This is a genomic window from Pimelobacter sp. 30-1 (assembly GCF_018831735.1).
Classification (GTDB): domain Bacteria; phylum Actinomycetota; class Actinomycetes; order Propionibacteriales; family Nocardioidaceae; genus Nocardioides.
The window spans coordinates 342,395-357,228 of the sequence record NZ_NHTS01000007.1 but is presented as its reverse complement, the minus strand read 5'-3'; the positions used below and the strand labels follow the sequence as shown (position 1 = coordinate 357,228).

21 protein-coding genes are annotated in these 14,834 nt (G+C 73.2%); 11 read left to right on the top strand and 10 right to left on the bottom strand.

The window, feature by feature from the left end:
* Positions 1-2 precede the first annotated feature (2 nt).
* Positions 3-212, bottom strand: coding sequence for an acetone carboxylase (locus tag CCO04_RS20520; protein WP_215816006.1), 210 nt, complete (start codon positions 210-212; stop codon positions 3-5).
* A complete protein-coding gene (locus tag CCO04_RS20515) occupies positions 205-537 on the bottom strand; it encodes a DUF3099 domain-containing protein (RefSeq protein WP_215816005.1) in 333 nt (110 codons plus the stop codon). The genes CCO04_RS20520 and CCO04_RS20515 overlap by 8 nt, the downstream gene beginning before the upstream one ends.
* 38 nt (positions 538-575) lie before the next feature.
* On the opposite strand from CCO04_RS20515, the gene CCO04_RS20510 reads away from it, so the two are divergent.
* From CCO04_RS20510 to fabI, 3 genes are all read left to right on the top strand, one after another.
* Positions 576-791 (top strand): dodecin, encoded by a 216-nt coding sequence (locus CCO04_RS20510; protein WP_215816004.1) that lies wholly within the window; start codon positions 576-578, stop codon positions 789-791.
* 253 nt (positions 792-1,044) lie between these two features.
* A complete protein-coding gene (locus tag CCO04_RS20505; protein WP_215816003.1) occupies positions 1,045-1,755 on the top strand; it encodes a beta-ketoacyl-ACP reductase in 711 nt (236 codons plus the stop codon).
* Positions 1,756-1,757: 2 nt separating this feature from the next.
* The gene (gene fabI, locus CCO04_RS20500) at positions 1,758-2,540 is read left to right on the top strand and encodes an enoyl-ACP reductase FabI (RefSeq protein ID WP_215816002.1); all 783 of its coding nucleotides are present in this window, start codon (positions 1,758-1,760) and stop codon (positions 2,538-2,540) included.
* A gap of 1 nt (position 2,541) precedes the next feature.
* Here the strand turns inward: fabI and CCO04_RS20495 are convergent, their stop codons facing one another.
* The gene (locus CCO04_RS20495; RefSeq protein ID WP_215816001.1) at positions 2,542-3,216 is read right to left on the bottom strand and encodes a TIGR02206 family membrane protein; all 675 of its coding nucleotides are present in this window, start codon (positions 3,214-3,216) and stop codon (positions 2,542-2,544) included.
* A 17-nt stretch (positions 3,217-3,233) separates the two neighbouring features.
* On the opposite strand from CCO04_RS20495, the gene CCO04_RS20490 reads away from it, so the two are divergent.
* A complete protein-coding gene (locus CCO04_RS20490) occupies positions 3,234-3,752 on the top strand; it encodes a histidine phosphatase family protein (RefSeq protein ID WP_215816000.1) in 519 nt (172 codons plus the stop codon).
* 12 nt (positions 3,753-3,764) lie between these two features.
* On the opposite strand, the gene serB is transcribed toward CCO04_RS20490, so the two are convergent.
* Both serB and CCO04_RS20480 read right to left on the bottom strand, forming a co-directional pair.
* Positions 3,765-4,991 carry a phosphoserine phosphatase SerB gene (serB, locus tag CCO04_RS20485; RefSeq protein ID WP_215815999.1) on the bottom strand — a complete coding sequence of 409 codons (1,227 nt, stop codon included), beginning with the start codon at positions 4,989-4,991 and terminating at the stop codon, positions 3,765-3,767.
* A 12-nt stretch (positions 4,992-5,003) separates the two neighbouring features.
* A complete protein-coding gene (locus CCO04_RS20480; RefSeq protein ID WP_308281401.1) occupies positions 5,004-5,747 on the bottom strand; it encodes a hypothetical protein in 744 nt (247 codons plus the stop codon).
* Between the two features lie 31 nt (positions 5,748-5,778).
* Between CCO04_RS20480 and CCO04_RS20475 the strand changes: the two genes are divergently transcribed.
* From CCO04_RS20475 to CCO04_RS20455, 5 genes are read left to right on the top strand one after another with little or no spacing between them, the layout of a single operon-like run.
* On the top strand, positions 5,779-6,576 hold the full coding sequence (locus tag CCO04_RS20475; protein ID WP_215815997.1) for an ABC transporter ATP-binding protein: 798 nt from the start codon (positions 5,779-5,781) through the stop codon (positions 6,574-6,576).
* Between the two features lie 45 nt (positions 6,577-6,621).
* Positions 6,622-7,095, top strand: coding sequence for an NfeD family protein (locus CCO04_RS20470; RefSeq protein WP_215815996.1), 474 nt, complete (start codon positions 6,622-6,624; stop codon positions 7,093-7,095).
* Entirely contained in the window at positions 7,092-8,231 is a 1,140-nt protein-coding gene (locus tag CCO04_RS20465) for an SPFH domain-containing protein (protein WP_215815995.1), read from the top strand. The genes CCO04_RS20470 and CCO04_RS20465 overlap by 4 nt, the downstream gene beginning before the upstream one ends.
* The gene (locus CCO04_RS20460) at positions 8,228-9,028 is read left to right on the top strand and encodes a sulfite exporter TauE/SafE family protein (protein ID WP_215815994.1); all 801 of its coding nucleotides are present in this window, start codon (positions 8,228-8,230) and stop codon (positions 9,026-9,028) included. The genes CCO04_RS20465 and CCO04_RS20460 overlap by 4 nt, the downstream gene beginning before the upstream one ends.
* A gap of 17 nt (positions 9,029-9,045) precedes the next feature.
* On the top strand, positions 9,046-9,579 hold the full coding sequence (locus CCO04_RS20455; RefSeq protein ID WP_215815993.1) for a DUF4190 domain-containing protein: 534 nt from the start codon (positions 9,046-9,048) through the stop codon (positions 9,577-9,579).
* Between the two features lie 9 nt (positions 9,580-9,588).
* Here the strand turns inward: CCO04_RS20455 and CCO04_RS20450 are convergent, their stop codons facing one another.
* Positions 9,589-9,984: a hypothetical protein gene (locus CCO04_RS20450; RefSeq protein WP_215815992.1), complete on the bottom strand. Its 396-nt coding sequence runs from the start codon at positions 9,982-9,984 to the stop codon at positions 9,589-9,591.
* A gap of 76 nt (positions 9,985-10,060) precedes the next feature.
* Here CCO04_RS20450 and CCO04_RS20445 point away from each other — a divergent pair, with 76 nt between their 5' ends.
* Complete coding sequence (locus tag CCO04_RS20445) at positions 10,061-10,477, top strand: DUF4190 domain-containing protein (RefSeq protein WP_215815991.1); 417 nt, start codon at positions 10,061-10,063, stop codon at positions 10,475-10,477.
* Here CCO04_RS20445 and CCO04_RS20440 read toward each other — a convergent pair.
* Complete coding sequence (locus CCO04_RS20440) at positions 10,464-11,435, bottom strand: alpha/beta hydrolase (protein ID WP_215815990.1); 972 nt, start codon at positions 11,433-11,435, stop codon at positions 10,464-10,466. The two genes, CCO04_RS20445 and CCO04_RS20440, sit on opposite strands and share 14 nt — an antisense overlap.
* 118 nt (positions 11,436-11,553) lie before the next feature.
* Between CCO04_RS20440 and CCO04_RS20435 the strand changes: the two genes are divergently transcribed.
* A complete protein-coding gene (locus CCO04_RS20435; RefSeq protein WP_215815989.1) occupies positions 11,554-12,279 on the top strand; it encodes a PP2C family protein-serine/threonine phosphatase in 726 nt (241 codons plus the stop codon).
* Between the two features lie 10 nt (positions 12,280-12,289).
* On the opposite strand, the gene CCO04_RS20430 is transcribed toward CCO04_RS20435, so the two are convergent.
* From CCO04_RS20430 to CCO04_RS20420, 3 genes are read right to left on the bottom strand one after another with little or no spacing between them, the layout of a single operon-like run.
* A complete protein-coding gene (locus CCO04_RS20430; protein ID WP_215815988.1) occupies positions 12,290-12,859 on the bottom strand; it encodes a hypothetical protein in 570 nt (189 codons plus the stop codon).
* On the bottom strand, positions 12,856-13,467 hold the full coding sequence (locus CCO04_RS20425) for a hypothetical protein (protein WP_215815987.1): 612 nt from the start codon (positions 13,465-13,467) through the stop codon (positions 12,856-12,858). Before CCO04_RS20425 ends, CCO04_RS20430 begins: the two co-directional genes overlap by 4 nt.
* Positions 13,464-14,648: a hypothetical protein gene (locus CCO04_RS20420; protein ID WP_215815986.1), complete on the bottom strand. Its 1,185-nt coding sequence runs from the start codon at positions 14,646-14,648 to the stop codon at positions 13,464-13,466. The genes CCO04_RS20425 and CCO04_RS20420 overlap by 4 nt, the downstream gene beginning before the upstream one ends.
* Between the last annotated feature and the right edge of the window lie 186 nt (positions 14,649-14,834).

The following is a 14,834-nucleotide window of genomic DNA, read 5'->3' as shown; positions in this document are numbered from 1 at the left end:
GCTCAGGCCGCGACGTGCGGCACGGTCTCCTTGAGGAAGCCGCGCGCGCCGAGGAAGTTCTCGAGCGAGGCGCGGTGCTCGTCGCAGGCCAGCCAGGTCTTGCGGCGCTCGGGGGTGTGGATCTTGGGGTTGTTCCACAGCAGCTGCCACTGCGCCGCCGTACGGCAGCCCTTGGCCGAGCAGAGGTCAGGCCCGGCCTCGTCCTCAGTCATGCCCGCCGCCCTCGCCCAGCTGGCGCTGCGCGTCCCCGCCGCCGGTCAGCGGCAGCTCGGTGGAGCGGCTGTCCTCGGCGTTGGCCGCGACCACGGCGACGTACGGCAGGATGATGGCGCCCGCGATGAGCAGAGGCCACAGCCAGTGGATGCCCGCCGCGCCGGTGATCGCCGCGCCGATGAAGCACAGCGTGCGGATCGACATGGCGATGACGTACTTGCGCTGGCGGCGCGCGATGTCGGCCTGCGGGCTGGAACCGGCGGTCGTGATCCGGATCGCGTCGTCGTGGTGCCCGCGGGGGTGGAGCGGCCGCGAGGAGGACATGTCCCCACCCTACGCCCGGCCCTGAGTACGCTGCTCGCATGTCCAACCGCACCTACCGCGTCACCGAGATCGTCGGCACCTCCCCGGACGGCATCGACCAGGCCATCCGCAACGGCGTCGTTCGCGCCGGGCAGACCCTGCGCCACCTCGACTGGTTCGAGGTCGAGGGGGTGCGCGGCCAGATCAAGGACGGCCAGGTCGAGCACTTCCAGGTCACCATGAAGGTCGGGTTCCGCCTGGAGGACGACGAGTAGGACGGCTCCGGCGGGCGTCCTTCCGGGCACCGCGCCGCTTGTGGGGTCCGCCCCCGGCGGTGGTGTTGCGGGGTTGCGGTTTGGTCCCAAACCGCAATGCCGGGCACCGATCCGACGCGGTTTGGTCCCAAACCGCAACGCCGCGCACACGCCCAGATGCGGGGGATTTGTCGAGGTCCTACAACCCAGGGCCGCGATCTTGGTGCCCGCCGCCCACGAGCGGACGGGCCCTGCGCCACTAGCGTCACAGAGCGTGAACTCTCCACGCTCTGTGCTCGTCACCGGCGGCAACCGCGGCATCGGCCGCGCGATCGCCGAGGCCTTCGTCGCCGCAGGCGACAAGGTCGCCGTCACCACCCGGAGCGGGGGAGCGCCCGAGGGCGCCCTCGAGCTCAAGGCCGACATCACCGACCCGGCCGCGGTCGAGGCGGCGTTCGCCGCCGCCGAGGAGGCGCACGGGCCGGTCGAGATCCTCGTCGCCAACGCCGGCATCACCAAGGACACCCTGCTCCTGCGCATGTCCCAGGACGACTGGGACACGGTGATCGACACCAACCTGACCGGCTCCTTCCGCCTGGCCAAGCGTGCCTCCAAGAGCATGCTGCGCCAGAAGAAGGGCCGGATCATCTTCATCTCCAGCGTGGTGGGCCTGCTCGGCTCGCCGGGCCAGGTCAACTACGCCGCCTCCAAGGCGGGCCTGGTCGGCATGGCGCGCTCGCTGGCGCGTGAGCTCGGCCCGCGCTCGATCACGGCCAATGTCGTCGCCCCCGGGTACGTCGACACGGACATGACGGCCGTGCTCACCGACGAGCAGAAGGAAGGCATCCGCGCCCAGGTCCCCCTGGGCCGGTACGCCGACCCGGCCGAGGTGGCCGGAGCGGTCCTGTGGCTCGCGAGCCCGCAGGCGGCGTACGTGACCGGCGCCGTGATCCCGGTCGACGGCGGACTCGGAATGGGGCACTGAACATGAGCGGAATCCTCGACGGCAAGAACATCCTGGTCGCGGGCGTCACGCTCGACTCCTCGATCGGCTTCGCGGTGGCGAAGTTCGCCCAGGAGCAGGGCGCGACGGTGCTCGTGTCCAACTTCGGGCAGGCGCTGCGGATCACCCGCCGCATCGTCAAGCGGCTCCCCGAGCTGCCCGAGGTCATCGAGCTCGACGTCACCGACGCCGAGCACCTCGCGGCGCTCCCGGACGCGATCCGTGCGGCCCTGGGCCCGGACGCCGTGCTCGACGGCGTCGTGCACTCGATCGCCTACGGCAACCCCGAGACCCTGCTCGGCGGCAAGTTCCTCGAGGGCCCGTGGGAGGACGTCGCGCAGGCCGTGCAGGTCTCGGCGTACTCGCTGAAGTCGCTGGCCGTGGCCTGCCGCCCGCTGATGAGCAACGGCGGCTCCGTGGTCGGGCTGACCTTCGACGCGAGCGTGGCCTGGCCGGTCTACGACTGGATGGGCGTCGCCAAGGCGGGCCTGGAGTCGTGCGCCCGCTACCTGGCCCGCGACCTCGGCGGCGACAGGATCCGGGTCAACCTGGTCTCGGCCGGCCCGCTGCGCACGCTGGCCGCCAAGGCGATCCCCGGCTTCGAGGACCTCGAGTCGATGTGGACCACCAAGTCGCCGCTCGGCTGGGACAACACCGACCAGGAGCCCACCGCCAAGGCGGTCTGCGCGCTGCTGTCCGACCTGTTCCCGGCGACGACGGGCGAGATCGTCCACGTCGACGGCGGCTTCCACGCGATGGGCGCCTGACTCACTCCCGGGCCAGGCGCTGCGCACCGAGCGTGAGCAGCGCCCACACCACGACGACGATCCCGATCTCCTCGAGCACGTACCACGGCCACGGCCCGAGGAGGTCGAGGATCGACGTCGCCGGCTTGCGCACCAGGTAGCCGTAGTTGGTGTCGGCCACGACGTTGAAGACGTACGTCGCCACGGCCCACCCCAGCGTGGTCGCGACCGCCGCCCGGTAGTCGCGCCACCGCGGCGCCTTGCGCAGCCCCAGCACGAGGTAGACCGCCGCCCACACGATGAGCAGGTGCAGCGCCCAGAACGCGAAGTAGCGCGGGTGCGGCAGGTCCTCGTTGAGCGAGGGCGTCAGCACCCCCTGGATGGTCAGCGTCAGGCCCCAGAAGTAGGTCAGCGTCACCGGGAACGGGTGGTGCGTCCACAGCGCCCAGGTGGCCGCGATCCAGGCCAGGTCGCACAGGTGCAGCGGCAGCGTGACGTCGATGTCGAAGTTGGCGACGAGGTCGATCACCTGGAAAGGCACTGTCACCGCGGGGATCAGCAGCGCGCACGTCCGGCTGAACCGGCTCGGTCCCGGCAGGCCCGCGGCGGCCTCGCGCCGGCCGAGCAGGAACGCGCCGACCAGGCCGGCGGCGAAGATCGCCAGCGGCACCAGGTGGGTGGGCCCGTACTGCTCCACGGCACTACCATGCACGGGTGGACAACCAACGGCTGCTGGTCGTCGTGCGACACGCCAAGGCCGAACCGTTCGCCGCCTCCGACGTCGAGCGCGTCCTGACCGACCGGGGGCGTCACGACGGCGCCGCGCTGGGCGCGTGGCTGGCGGCCCAGGGGGTGCGCCCGGGCGTCGCCTACGTGTCGTACGCCGCCCGGACCCGCGAGACCTGGCACGTCATGGCCGGCGCCGCGGCGTGGGCGCTCGCGCCCCACATCGACGGCAACCTCTACGGCACCGACGAGGACGGCGTCCTCGAGCTCGTGCACACCACGCCCGAGGACGTCGCGACCGTGGTCGTGGTCGGCCACAACCCGACGATGGGCATGCTGGCCCAGCTGCTCGACGACGGCGAGGGAGCGGCCACCGGCGCGGTCGCGACCGAGGGCTTCCCGACGAGCGCGGCGGCCGTGTTCGCCGTACCGGGGCCGTGGGCCGAGGTCGAGCCGATGGCGGCCCGCCTCGTCGGCTTCCACGTCGGCCGCGCCGCCGACGCCTAGGGCGCTGGCGCGCTAGACCAGCGGCGGCGCGGGCGTCACGATGCCGGCCTCGGCGTCGGCGGCCTCGATCTCCTCGCGGGTGATCCCGAGCAGGTACATGATCGTGTCGAGGTAGGGCACGTTGAGCGAGGTGTCCGCCGCCTCCTGGACGACGGCCCGCGCGTTGTAGGCGATGCCGAGCCCGGCGGCGTCGAGCATGTCGAGGTCGTTGGCGCCGTCGCCGATCGCGATCGTGGCCGCCTCGGAGACGCCCAGGTCGGCGGCGAACTCGCGCAGCGCCCGCGCCTTGCCGGCCCGGTCGACGACCTCGCCGACGACCTCGCCGGTGAGCTTGCCGTCGACGATCTCGAGCGTGTTGGCCCGGGCCCGGTGGATGCCGAGGTCGGCGGCGAGCCGGTCGGTGATCTGGCTGAAGCCGCCCGAGACGATGGCGAAGCGGTAGCCGAGGCGGCGCAGCGTGCGCACCATCGTCCGGGCTCCGGGGTTGACCACGATGGCGGCGTAGACCTCGTCGAGGACCTTCTCGTCGAGCCCGGCGAGCAGCTTGACCCGCGCGCGCAGCGACTCCTCGAAGTCGAGCTCGCCGCGCATCGCGCGCTCGGTGACGTCGCCGACCTCGGCGCCGTAGCCGGCGTGCTGGGCGAGCATCTCGATGACCTCGCCCTGGATGAGGGTCGAGTCGACGTCCATCACGATCAGGCGCATGCCGTGGCGCAGCAGGTTGGCGGGCTGGACCGCCACGTCGATGCCGTACGACGCCGCGTCGCTCGCGAGCAGCATGCGGAGCCGGTCGGGGGCCGCGCCCGAGACGTCGAGCTCGATGGCGGTCACGGGGTAGCGGGCCATCCGCTCCATGCGGTCGATGTTGCCGCCGCAGTCGGCGATCCGGCCGGCGATGGCGGCCATCGCGGAGGCCTTGAGCGGCGCGCCGATGACGGTGACGTGGGCCCGGTCGGCCGGACGGGTCCGGTTGTCGCCCGAGCCGCGCTCGATCTCGACGCTCATGCCGAGCGCCTCCACGGTGCTGGTCACCGCGTGGCGCAGCTTCTTGCGGTCGCGCGGCGCGGTGACGAGGACGCCGAGCACGAGCCGGCCGCGCATCAGGATCTGCTCGATGTCGACGACCGCGACGCCGGAGCCGGCGAGGCTGTCGAGGACGGCGCTGGTCACACCGGGCCGGTCGGCACCGGTGACGGTGATCAGGAGGGTGTCGTCCGCGGCGGGATCGTGAGGGCTCATCGCGGGTGCAGGCTATCGCTGTCCGCGCTCGTCGTCGGCCGGTGGCCAGCCGTCGGGCGCGCACGCGGCCGTCAGCGCCAGGCGCGCGGCCCGCTCCAGCGGCTCCAGCGCGTCGCGCCGGGCGGCCGCCTCGCTCGCGGTGACCGCGCCGCCGTCGTCCTCGAGGGCCAGCGCCGCGACGTGCTCCAGGTGCAGGGCGCGCCCGGCCAGGTCGATGCAGCGCGACGGCGTGCCCGGCGGGGCCGTCAGCGGGACACCCGTGCGCAGGTCGTGCAGCTCGTCGGCGACCTCGGGCCGCCAGCGCGCCACGTCCAGCTCGGCCAACCGGTTCGCGGCGGCCAGCAGGGCCCCACGCAGGCCGCGGTCGGCCTCGCCCAGGTCCGGCGGCGGGCGCCGCTCGGCCGGCAGCAGCGCCCACTCGACCGCCCGGCCCACCTGGCGTGGCACCAGACCGGTGCCGGCGCCCAGCAGCAGGGCGACCTCGCCGGCCTCGATCGCGGCGCGGTTGAGCTCGCGCGGGCCGCGCAGCCCGGTGGGGTCACCCGGTGCCGGGAACACCGCGGCGACCGCGGTGGCGCCGTCGTTGCGGGCCGCGGCGAGCTCGAGGAGCAGGGGAGCGGGCTCGTCCGCACCGGTCACGACGTGGGCGACGTCCTCGCCGAGCACCGCGTCGAGGAAGTCGTCGGGCCCCACCCGGCCACGCAGCCACGCCGTACCCCACCAGGCGAGGCGGGCGGAGGCGGGGAGTGCGGTCACGGCCCGGAGAGTACTCGTTAAGGTGGCTCGCATGTCCGCCGTGCTGGAGCTCGCCGAGGTCACCGTGCGTCGTGGGCAGGCCACCCTGCTCGACCGGGTCAGCTGGGTGGTCCGCGAGGGCGAACGCTGGATCCTGCTCGGCGCCAACGGGGCCGGCAAGACCACGCTGCTCCAGATCGCCGCGGCCCAGCTGCACCCGACGTCCGGCGCGGTCGGGCTGCTGGGTGAGCTGCTCGGCACCGTCGACGTCTTCGAGCTGCGCCCGCGGATCGGGGTGTCCAGCGCGGCCGTCGCCGAGCGGATCCCGCGCAACGAGACGGTCCGCGACCTGGTGCTCTCCGCGTCGTACGCCGTGCTCGGGCGCTGGCGCGAGGAGTACGACGACGTCGACCACGCCCGCGCCGACGCGCTGCTGCGCGAGGTCGGCGTGATGAAGCTGGCCGACCGCACCTTCGGCACCCTCAGCGAGGGCGAGCGCAAGCGGGTCCAGATCGCCCGGGCCCTGATGACCGACCCCGAGCTGCTGCTCCTCGACGAGCCGGCCGCGGGCCTCGACCTCGGCGGCCGCGAGGACCTGGTCTCGACGCTGTCGGTCCTCGCCTACGACCCGTCGTCCCCGGCGACGGTGCTCGTCTCGCACCACGTCGAGGAGATCCCGCCCGGCTTCACCCACGTGATCATGCTGCGCGACGGGCGGGTCGTGGCCGAGGGACCGATCGACGACACCCTCAGCGCCGAGACGCTCTCGGCGACGTTCGGGATGCCCCTCGTGCTCGAGCGCCACGACGACGGCAGGTACGCCGCGCGCCGCCGGCTGCGACGCGGCTGAGGACCGCTGACCCCTTCCGTCGGGCCCACCGCCTAGGCTCTAGTCATGGACTGGTTGCGCGACCACCTCTGGGAGACCTGGCTCGGGGCCTCCATCCTGCTCGCGCTCGCCGAGCTGCTCAGCCTCGACCTCTTCCTGCTGATGCTCGCCGGTGGCGCGCTCGCGGGCGTCGGCACGGCGCTGGTCACCGACAGCGCGGTGGTCCAGGTGCTCGTCGCCTCGGCGACCGCCGTCCTGCTGCTCGGCCTGGTCCGCCCCACGCTCGTGCGCCGCCTGCACGGCGGCCCCGACCTCGTCCTCGGCCCGGCCAGCCTGGTCGGCAGCCGCGGCATCGTCACCGAGCCGGTCGCCGAGCACCGCCCTGGCCGGGTCAAGATCGGCGGCGAGTCCTGGCTCGCGGTCGGTGAGCCGCCCGTCGCGGCCATCCCGGTCGGCACCAGCGTCGAGGTCGTCTCGATCGCCGGCGCCACCGCCCACGTCCGTCCCGTGTCCGCACCCCAGATCGAGGAGCCCCGATGATCGTCCTGGTCCTGCTGATCCTGCTGATGCTGCTGGCGATCACCGTGGTGGCGAAGTCCATCCGGGTGGTCCCACAGGCCTACAACGGCATCGTCGAGCGCTTCGGCAAGTACAAGGAGACGCTGCCGGCCGGCCTCAACTTCGTCGTGCCCTTCGTCGACAAGGTCCGCTACATGATCGACCTGCGCGAGCAGGTCGTCAGCTTCCCGCCGCAGGCGGCGATCACCGAGGACAACCTGACCGTCGACGTCGACACGGTCATCTACTTCCAGGTGACCGACCCGATCGCGGCGACCTACGAGATCTCCAACTACATCCAGGCGATCGAGCAGCTGACCATGACCACGCTGCGCAACGTGGTCGGTGGCATGGACCTCGAGCAGACCCTGACCAGCCGCGAGTCGATCAACAGCGGCCTGTCCGCGGTGCTCGACGAGACCACCGGCCGGTGGGGGATCAAGGTCAAGCGCGTCGAGATCAAGGGCATCGACCCGCCGCCCTCGATCAAGGACGCGATGGAGAAGCAGATGCGCGCCGAGCGCGACAAGCGTGCCCTCGTCCTCACCGCCGAGGGTCAGCGCCAGTCCGCGATCCTCACCGCCGAGGGCAACAAGCAGTCGGCGATCCTCAACGCCGAGGGTCAGCGCGAGGCCCAGATCCTCAGCGCCCAGGCCGACCGCGAGGCCCAGATCCTGCGCGCCCAGGGTGAGGGCCAGGCCATCCAGACGGTCTTCCAGGCGATCCACGACGGGCGCCCGGACCAGTCGCTGCTGGCCTACCAGTACCTCCAGATGATGCCCAAGATCGCCGAGGGCGACGCCAACAAGCTGTGGGTCATCCCGTCCGAGATCACCAAGGCCCTCGAGGGCCTCGGCTCCTCGATCCACGAGATCGCCGGCATCCCGAAGCAGACCTCCGGCCCGCTCACCCGCGTCGACATGGGCCCGACCGAGCCCACGCTGGCCGTCGACAGCAGCGTCAGCGAGGCGGCCGCCGCCGTGCAGGAGGCGATCGCCGAGGCCGAGAGCGCCGCCCGCCCGGGCCGCTCGCTGAGCAGCGACGACGACGCCCCGGCCGCTCCTGCTGCGGAGCCGCCGCCGGCGCCCCCCGCGCCGCCGGCCCCTCCGGCGGAGTGAGTCCGCTCGAAGCAGCCGCGATCCTGACCGCCGGCGTCGGCGCCGGCACCATCAACACCGTCGTCGGGTCGGGAACGCTCATCACGTTCCCGACCCTGCTCGCCCTCGGCGTGCCCCCGGTGACGGCGAACATGTCCAACAGCCTCGGCCTCGTGCCGGGCGGGGTCGCGGGCGCGATCGGCTACCGCCGCGAGCTCACCGGCCAGCGCAGCCGGGTGCTGCGGCTCCTGGTGTTCTCCACCGCCGGTGGCGCGCTCGGCGCGATCCTGCTGCTCGTGCTGCCGCCCGGCGCCTTCGAGACGATCGTGCCGGTCCTCATCCTGCTGGGCATCGTGCTCGTGATCGTCCAGCCCCGCCTGTCCCGGCTGGTGGCCGAGCGTGCCGAACGCCGCGCGGCCGCGGGCGTCGTACCGGTGGAGCGGGCGTGGTGGGTGCCCCCGGCGGTCTTCGCGACCGGCCTCTACGGCGGCTACTTCGGCGCCGCCCAGGGCGTGCTCCTCATGGGCGTGCTCGGCATCGGCGTCGCCGAGACCCTCCAGCGCCTCAACGGCGTCAAGAACGTCCTCGTCGCCGTCGTCAACGGCGTCGCCGGCCTGATCTTCGTCGTCGTGGCCCAGCTCGGCCTCTTCGGTACCGAGGCCGAGGTGGACTGGCTCCTGGTCCTCCTCATCGGCACCGGCGCCATCGCCGGCGGCTTCCTCGGCGCCGCCGTCGGCCGCCGGCTGCCCCCGATCGTCCTGCGCACGGTGATCGTCGTGGTCGGCCTGGTCGCGGTCGCCGTACTCTTCGTGTCCTGAACTCCGGAAGGAACCCGATGTCGACACCGACGCCGCCGTGGGGCAGCGAGCCCGAGGGCCCGCAGCAGCCCGGCGCCGAGCCGACCCAGCCCTACCCGGGCTACGGCCAGCAGCAGCCGCCGCCGGCCTACGGCCAGCAGCCCGGCTACCCGCCCCCACCGCAGCAGCCCCAGCAGCCGATGCAGCCGCAGCAGCCCGGCTACGACCCCTACGGGCAGGGGCCCGCGCAGCAGCCGTACGGCTACTACGCCTACGGCTACGGCGCCCCCGCGCCGACCAACGGTCTGGCGATCGCCTCGCTCGTGGTCAGCATCCTGAGCGCGGTCGGCATCTGCCTGTGCCTGCTCCCGGGTCTGCTGGGCGCGGTCGGCGCGATCCTCGGCCACGTGGCGCGACGCCAGATCCGCACGCGTGGTGAGCAGGGCGGCCCGCTGGCGCTGTCCGGCATCATCGTCGGCTGGATCGCGTTCGGCCTCGCCCTGGCGATCGGGATCTTCTACGTCGTGGTGATCGTGGCGTCCGGCGACAGCTGGGACTACACGACCTACTGAGCTACCGAGCTACTGAGCCGCGGTGGCCGCCGCGGCCTTGGCGGCCCCGCGGTTGAGCACCAGCGCCACCAGCCCGGACCCGACCGCGCCGAGCGCCACGCCGGCGAGCATGCCGGCCGACGGCTTCGGGACGGCGTCGTCCTGGAGCTCGAGGACGCCGGTGACGGCGTCCGCACCGTCGACCGCGATCCCGACCAGCGTCAGGTTGCGGCGCAGCCGGCCCTTGGAGACCAGGGTGACCGCGCCGAGCGCGATCTCGCGGGCGCCGAACATCCGGCCGAAGCACGACAGCTGCGGGTTGCCGACCGGGTCGAGCCCGAACACCTTGGCGGTCGTCGTGGGAGCGGCGAGCGCACCGACGCCGAGGGCGATGCGGCCGAGGGAGAGTCCAGTCACGGGATCCATGGCCAGACCCTAGAGGAGCCGCGGCGGGCGCGGGGCGAGGTCCGCGGATCGCTCCCGGCGTGGGACGATGCGGCCCATGACGACGCCGCCGGGTCCGCCGCCGTACCAGCCCTACGGCGAGCAGCCGCCCTACGGCGGACAGCCGCCCTACGGTGGACAGCTGCCCTACGGCGGGCCGTCGCCGTACGGCTATCCCGCGCCGCGCCCGACCAACGGCCTGGCGATCGCCTCGCTGGTCGTCAGCATCCTCTCGCTCGTGGTCTGCGCGGGCGCGCCCGGCTTCATCGGCGCGATCCTCGGCCACGTGGCGCGCGGTCAGATCCGGCGTGAGCAGCAGGAGGGCGGTGGGCTCGCGATCGCCGGCGTGATCGTCGGCTGGCTCGGCTTCGCGCTGTTCGTCGGCCTGGTGGTCTTCTTCATCGCGATCGGCGTCTTCGTCGAGAACAGCGTCGACTGCACGACCGACTCGTCGGGGACCTTCAGCTGCGAGTGACGCCGTCGACGTAGGCCCCGAGCCAGCGCTCGATCTCGTCGTAGGCCCGGGCCCGCGGCTCGCTGCGCGAGAGCACGACGTCGTGCACCGCCCCTGGTACGGCGGCGTAGGTGACGTGCGCTCCGACCGAGGTCGACCAGCGCCGGATCTGGCGCACGTCGAGGACGATGTCGGTCGAGAAGACCTCCTCGTCCATCGCCTGGGGCCGCCCGGAGCGGTCCGAGGACAGCACCAGCACGGGCGCCGCCACCGACAGCCCGGCCTGGAGCCGGGCGTGACCGCGCCGGATCGCGCGCAGCCAGCCGAACCGGACCGGGAACGAGTTGACCGGCTTCCAGTCGAGGTCGAACTCCCACTCGCCCTCGTGGTCGCGGTGCAGGCTGCGCGCGTAGTAGCCGCTGACGTCGCGACCCAGCTCGCGCATCGGCTGGCGCCGGCCGACCTGGTCCACGACGAGGTTCGCCACGGGGGAGCGCAGCGCGGGCTTGCCCTGCAGGTCGAGCCAGGGCGAGTTGAGCAGCAGCCCGCTGAGCTCGGCCGGCTGGCGCGCGTCGGCCCACAGCGCGACGATCAGCCCGCCGGTGGAGTGCCCGGACAGCACGACGTCGCGGTGGCCGTCGCGCACGGTGATCCGCTCCCAGGCGGCGTCGAGCTCGGCGAAGTACTCCTCGAGGTCGCCGACATAGGTCGCCGACTGGTGGGGGCGCAGCGAGCGGCCGTACTTGCGCAGGTCCAGGCCGTACATGTCCCGGTCGCGCTCGAGCCACCAGGCGCCGTACTCGGTGTGGAAGAAGTAGTCCGAGAACCCGTGCACGTGCAGCGTGGCCCGGTCGGTCGGGGTGTCGCGGCGCCGGCTGACCAGCGTCGCCACGACCTCGCCCTCGAAGTCGTCGGTGAGGGGGATCGTCTCGCTGCGCCACGGTTCCCCGAGGACGTCGACCGCGCTCTGCTCGCTCACGTCACCCGAGTCTGCCAGCCCGGTGGAGGATGCGCCGAAAGAAAGGCGGACCCGGTCCGGCAAAGGGGGGTTTGCCGGACCGAGCCCGCACACAGGCTAGCGTCCGTACGCTGGCGGGGTGGAACCACCCGACCAGGAACGCGTGCTGGCCGATCTCCACGCCCGGCTCCAGGCTCGGGGCCGGGTCCCCGAGCTGCCCTCGGGGTGGCGCCGGCAGTCGGCCATGCTGCCCGCCTTCGGGGTGGCCTACGGCGGTGACTTCATCGTCGCCGACCTGCGGCCGGCCCGCGGCCTGCTCCAGATGGTCCTCGTCGACGTCTGCGGCGGCGGCGCGGCCGCCGTCCCGGCCGCCCTCGGGTTCGCGGGCGCGCTGGAGAGCCTGATCGCCGTCGTACCTCCGGACGACCTGCTGCCCGCCGCCAACGCCTACCTGCTGCGCCAGCCCTCCGACGAGAGCATGGCCACCGCCGTCCACGTCGAGGTCGACCTGGCCGACGGCCAGTACCGGATCCGCAGCGCCGGCCACCCACCCGCCCTGCACTGGCGCGAGGACGCCGCCGAGTGGCACGTCGACAACGCCCGCGGCACCGCCCTCGGCGTCACCGACCCCGTCGACATCACCGACAGCAAGGGCCAGCTCGCCCCCGGCGACGCACTGCTGTTCTACACCGACGGCATGGTCGAGTCACGGGGCAGCGACATCGACGAGGGCATCGCGTGGCTCCGTCGTACGGCGCGCGCGGCGCTGCGCGCCGGCTGGGACGGCGCCGCCGACCGAATCATCGACCAGGTCGCCCGCGGGGACGACGACCGCGCGGTGCTGCTGCTCCAGCGCGAGGGGTGAGCCGGGCGCCTCAGCGCAACGGGTCGCACTGGTCATCGGCGCGCGGGCAGACGAAGAAGCCGGTGCTGACCCGGACGGTGTAGTCCCCTCCGTCGGCCTCGTAGTCGAGCTGGGTCTGCGGCCAGCCCCAGTAGCCGGTCTCGAGGACCTCGACGACGAAGAGCAGCTCGACGCTGTCACCCGGTTCGACGCGGTAGCCCGCGAGGGGGACCGAGTCGTCGGCGTAGTCCTCGTAGGGCCACCGCGCCGCTCCGACGAGCTCGCGGCCGCCGGTGACGTCGCGAGCGCGGACCTCGACGATCCGGACGCCCTCGTCGGTGAAGCGGCCGCGGGTGCCGGTGAGGGTGGCGCTGGTCAGGACGGCGAGCTCGTCGCCCTGGTTCTCGGCGGCCAGGGCGCCGTAGACGACGGTCGCGCCGCCCTCGACGTGCATGCCGGCCGCCTGGCGCGCCTCGGGGTCGGCGAGCAGGGCGACGGGGCCCTCGATCCGCGTGCCGGGAGGCCGGTTCGGGGTGCAGGCCGTGAGGGCCACCGCCAGCGCCGCGACGCCCACGAGGCACCCGACGCCGCGGGCGATCACGGGAGCGGGTCGCAGTCGTCGGCCGCGCGGGGGCAGACGAAGTAGCCCGTGCTGACCCGGATGGTGTGCTCGTCGCCGTCGGCCTCGTAGTCGAGCTGGGTCTGCGGCCAGCCCCAGTAGCCGGTCTCGAGGACCTCGACGACGAAGAGCAGCTCGACGCTGTCGCCGGGGTCCAGGCGGTAGCCCGCGAGGGGGACCGAGTCGTCGGCGTAGTCCTCGTAGGGCCAGTGGTCGGCGCCGACCATCTCGCGGCCTCCGGTGACGTCGCGTGCGCGGACCTCGACGATCCGGACGCCCTCGTCGGTGTAGCGGCCCTGGGTGCCGGTGAGCGTCGCACTGATCAGGGTCGCCGGCTCGTGGCCCTTGTTCTCGGCGGCGAGAGCGCCGTAGACGACGGTCTTGCCGCCGTTGACCTGGGTGAAGGCCGCCTGGCGTGCCTCGGGGTCGGCGAGGAAGGAGACCGGTCCCTCGACGCGGGTGCCGTCAGGGTGGTCGGACGAGCACGCCGTAAGGGTCGCCGCCAGGGCCACGGCCAGGGCGGCGACGGCGACGCCGCCGCTCCGCACGAGGCGGAGGGCGGCGCCGAGGTGGAGAGCCCGTCGGATCACGTCATCGGCCGGTTCTGGGCGTGGATGACGCCCGCGGTCGGCGGAGCGCTGTAGGTGCCGCACAGCCAGATGCCGCGCCGCTCCTTGGCGGTCCACTTGACGGACACGTTGGAGGAGAAGCCGCTCTGGGTACCCACCTTGATCGGGCCGAGGTCGACGGCCGCGCCGATCTTGGCCGCCTTGTTCTCGTCGCGGGTGAAGCCCGACCCGATGCCGTAGCCGGCCCGGTGGTTCGACTGGGGTGCGTTGGCGCAGCCGATGAACTCCGAGCCGGCGCCGGTGTTGGCCGAGACCCCGCCGTACCAGGTCACGGGGTTCTTGACCTTGGTGTGGACCGGGATGGTCGTGTCGCGACACGACGAGCCCGCACCGTAGGGCTGGTAGTGCCCGTCGACGAACTCGAACTTGGTCGAGGCGAAGTGGTTGATCGCCTTGCCCGCCGGGTACGAGCGGAACACCTTGGCGCTGGTCTGGTTGCTGATGTGCCGGATCACTCCGACCTTCCAGCCGCCGTCACCGGAGTAGTCGATACCGCGCTCGATGTTGGAGTCGGCCGTGCGGCCGTAGCTCCACGAGGCCTCGCTCTTGGACGCGTTGTGGAACTCGACCACGTTGACCCAGCGCTGCGGACGGCCGTCGACGATGAAGCTGCAGTACGCCGACCCGGGGGCCGGCGCCTCTGCGAGCGTCGCGGCCGAGGTACCGCGCGCAGCAGCGGTGCCGCGCGCGGCCGTGGCGGCGTTCGCGGGGGAGATGTCGGGCGAGCTCGGCGTCAGCGCCAGGTCGACCGGGCCGGTCGCGACCGGGACCCGCTCGCCGGTGGTCCGGGCCAGGAGCGCGGGCTGGTCCTGCGGGGCCGTGTCCTGCCAACCGGTGCTGGTCAGGCGCCGGGGCACGCCGGCGGTGGCGAGCTTGCCGCTGGTGGTGTCGGCGACGCCCACGTCGAAGTTGAGCCAGCCGCCGTTGCGCTCTGCGGCGCTCTTCATGGCCGGGGTCGGCACGATGTCGATGGCGTAGGAGCCGTCGGCCGCGGTGCGGTCGGTGGCCAGCGCCTCGATCGGCAGCTCGTCGCCGGGCTGGGCGCTCTCGATGCCGGGGATCCACCAGACGGTGACCGTGGCGCCCGCGACCGCGACGGGTGCGGCGGCGCCGGTCGTCGCCTGGGTGACCTGGCCGACCACCAGCGCGTCGGCGAGGTCGGGGGCGCCGGGCCGCCGGGGGCGGCCGTGGCGGCCGGGGGAGCGCCGACCCGGGCCTGGATCGTGGCCGCGGCGGCGACCGCCGCGGCTGCGCTGATGAGTGCTGTGCGTGCCATCCGAGACTCCTCCTGGTTGCCGGCCTGGTAGCCGACCTGGCGGCCGACGTGG

What these genes read in the sequence shown, in the direction of transcription:
- CCO04_RS20520 (WP_215816006.1), bottom strand. Translation starts at nt 212, where the DNA reads ATGACTGAGGACGAGGCCGGGCCTGACCTCTGCTCGGCCAAGGGCTGC.
- CCO04_RS20515 (WP_215816005.1), bottom strand. Translation starts at nt 537, where the DNA reads ATGTCCTCCTCGCGGCCGCTCCACCCCCGCGGGCACCACGACGACGCG.
- CCO04_RS20510 (WP_215816004.1), top strand. Translation starts at nt 576, where the DNA reads ATGTCCAACCGCACCTACCGCGTCACCGAGATCGTCGGCACCTCCCCG.
- fabI (WP_215816002.1), top strand. Translation starts at nt 1,758, where the DNA reads ATGAGCGGAATCCTCGACGGCAAGAACATCCTGGTCGCGGGCGTCACG.
- serB (WP_215815999.1), bottom strand. Translation starts at nt 4,991, where the DNA reads ATGAGCCCTCACGATCCCGCCGCGGACGACACCCTCCTGATCACCGTC.
- CCO04_RS20475 (WP_215815997.1), top strand. Translation starts at nt 5,779, where the DNA reads ATGTCCGCCGTGCTGGAGCTCGCCGAGGTCACCGTGCGTCGTGGGCAG.
- CCO04_RS20470 (WP_215815996.1), top strand. Translation starts at nt 6,622, where the DNA reads ATGGACTGGTTGCGCGACCACCTCTGGGAGACCTGGCTCGGGGCCTCC.
- CCO04_RS20465 (WP_215815995.1), top strand. Translation starts at nt 7,092, where the DNA reads ATGATCGTCCTGGTCCTGCTGATCCTGCTGATGCTGCTGGCGATCACC.
- CCO04_RS20455 (WP_215815993.1), top strand. Translation starts at nt 9,046, where the DNA reads ATGTCGACACCGACGCCGCCGTGGGGCAGCGAGCCCGAGGGCCCGCAG.
- CCO04_RS20450 (WP_215815992.1), bottom strand. Translation starts at nt 9,984, where the DNA reads ATGGATCCCGTGACTGGACTCTCCCTCGGCCGCATCGCCCTCGGCGTC.
- CCO04_RS20445 (WP_215815991.1), top strand. Translation starts at nt 10,061, where the DNA reads ATGACGACGCCGCCGGGTCCGCCGCCGTACCAGCCCTACGGCGAGCAG.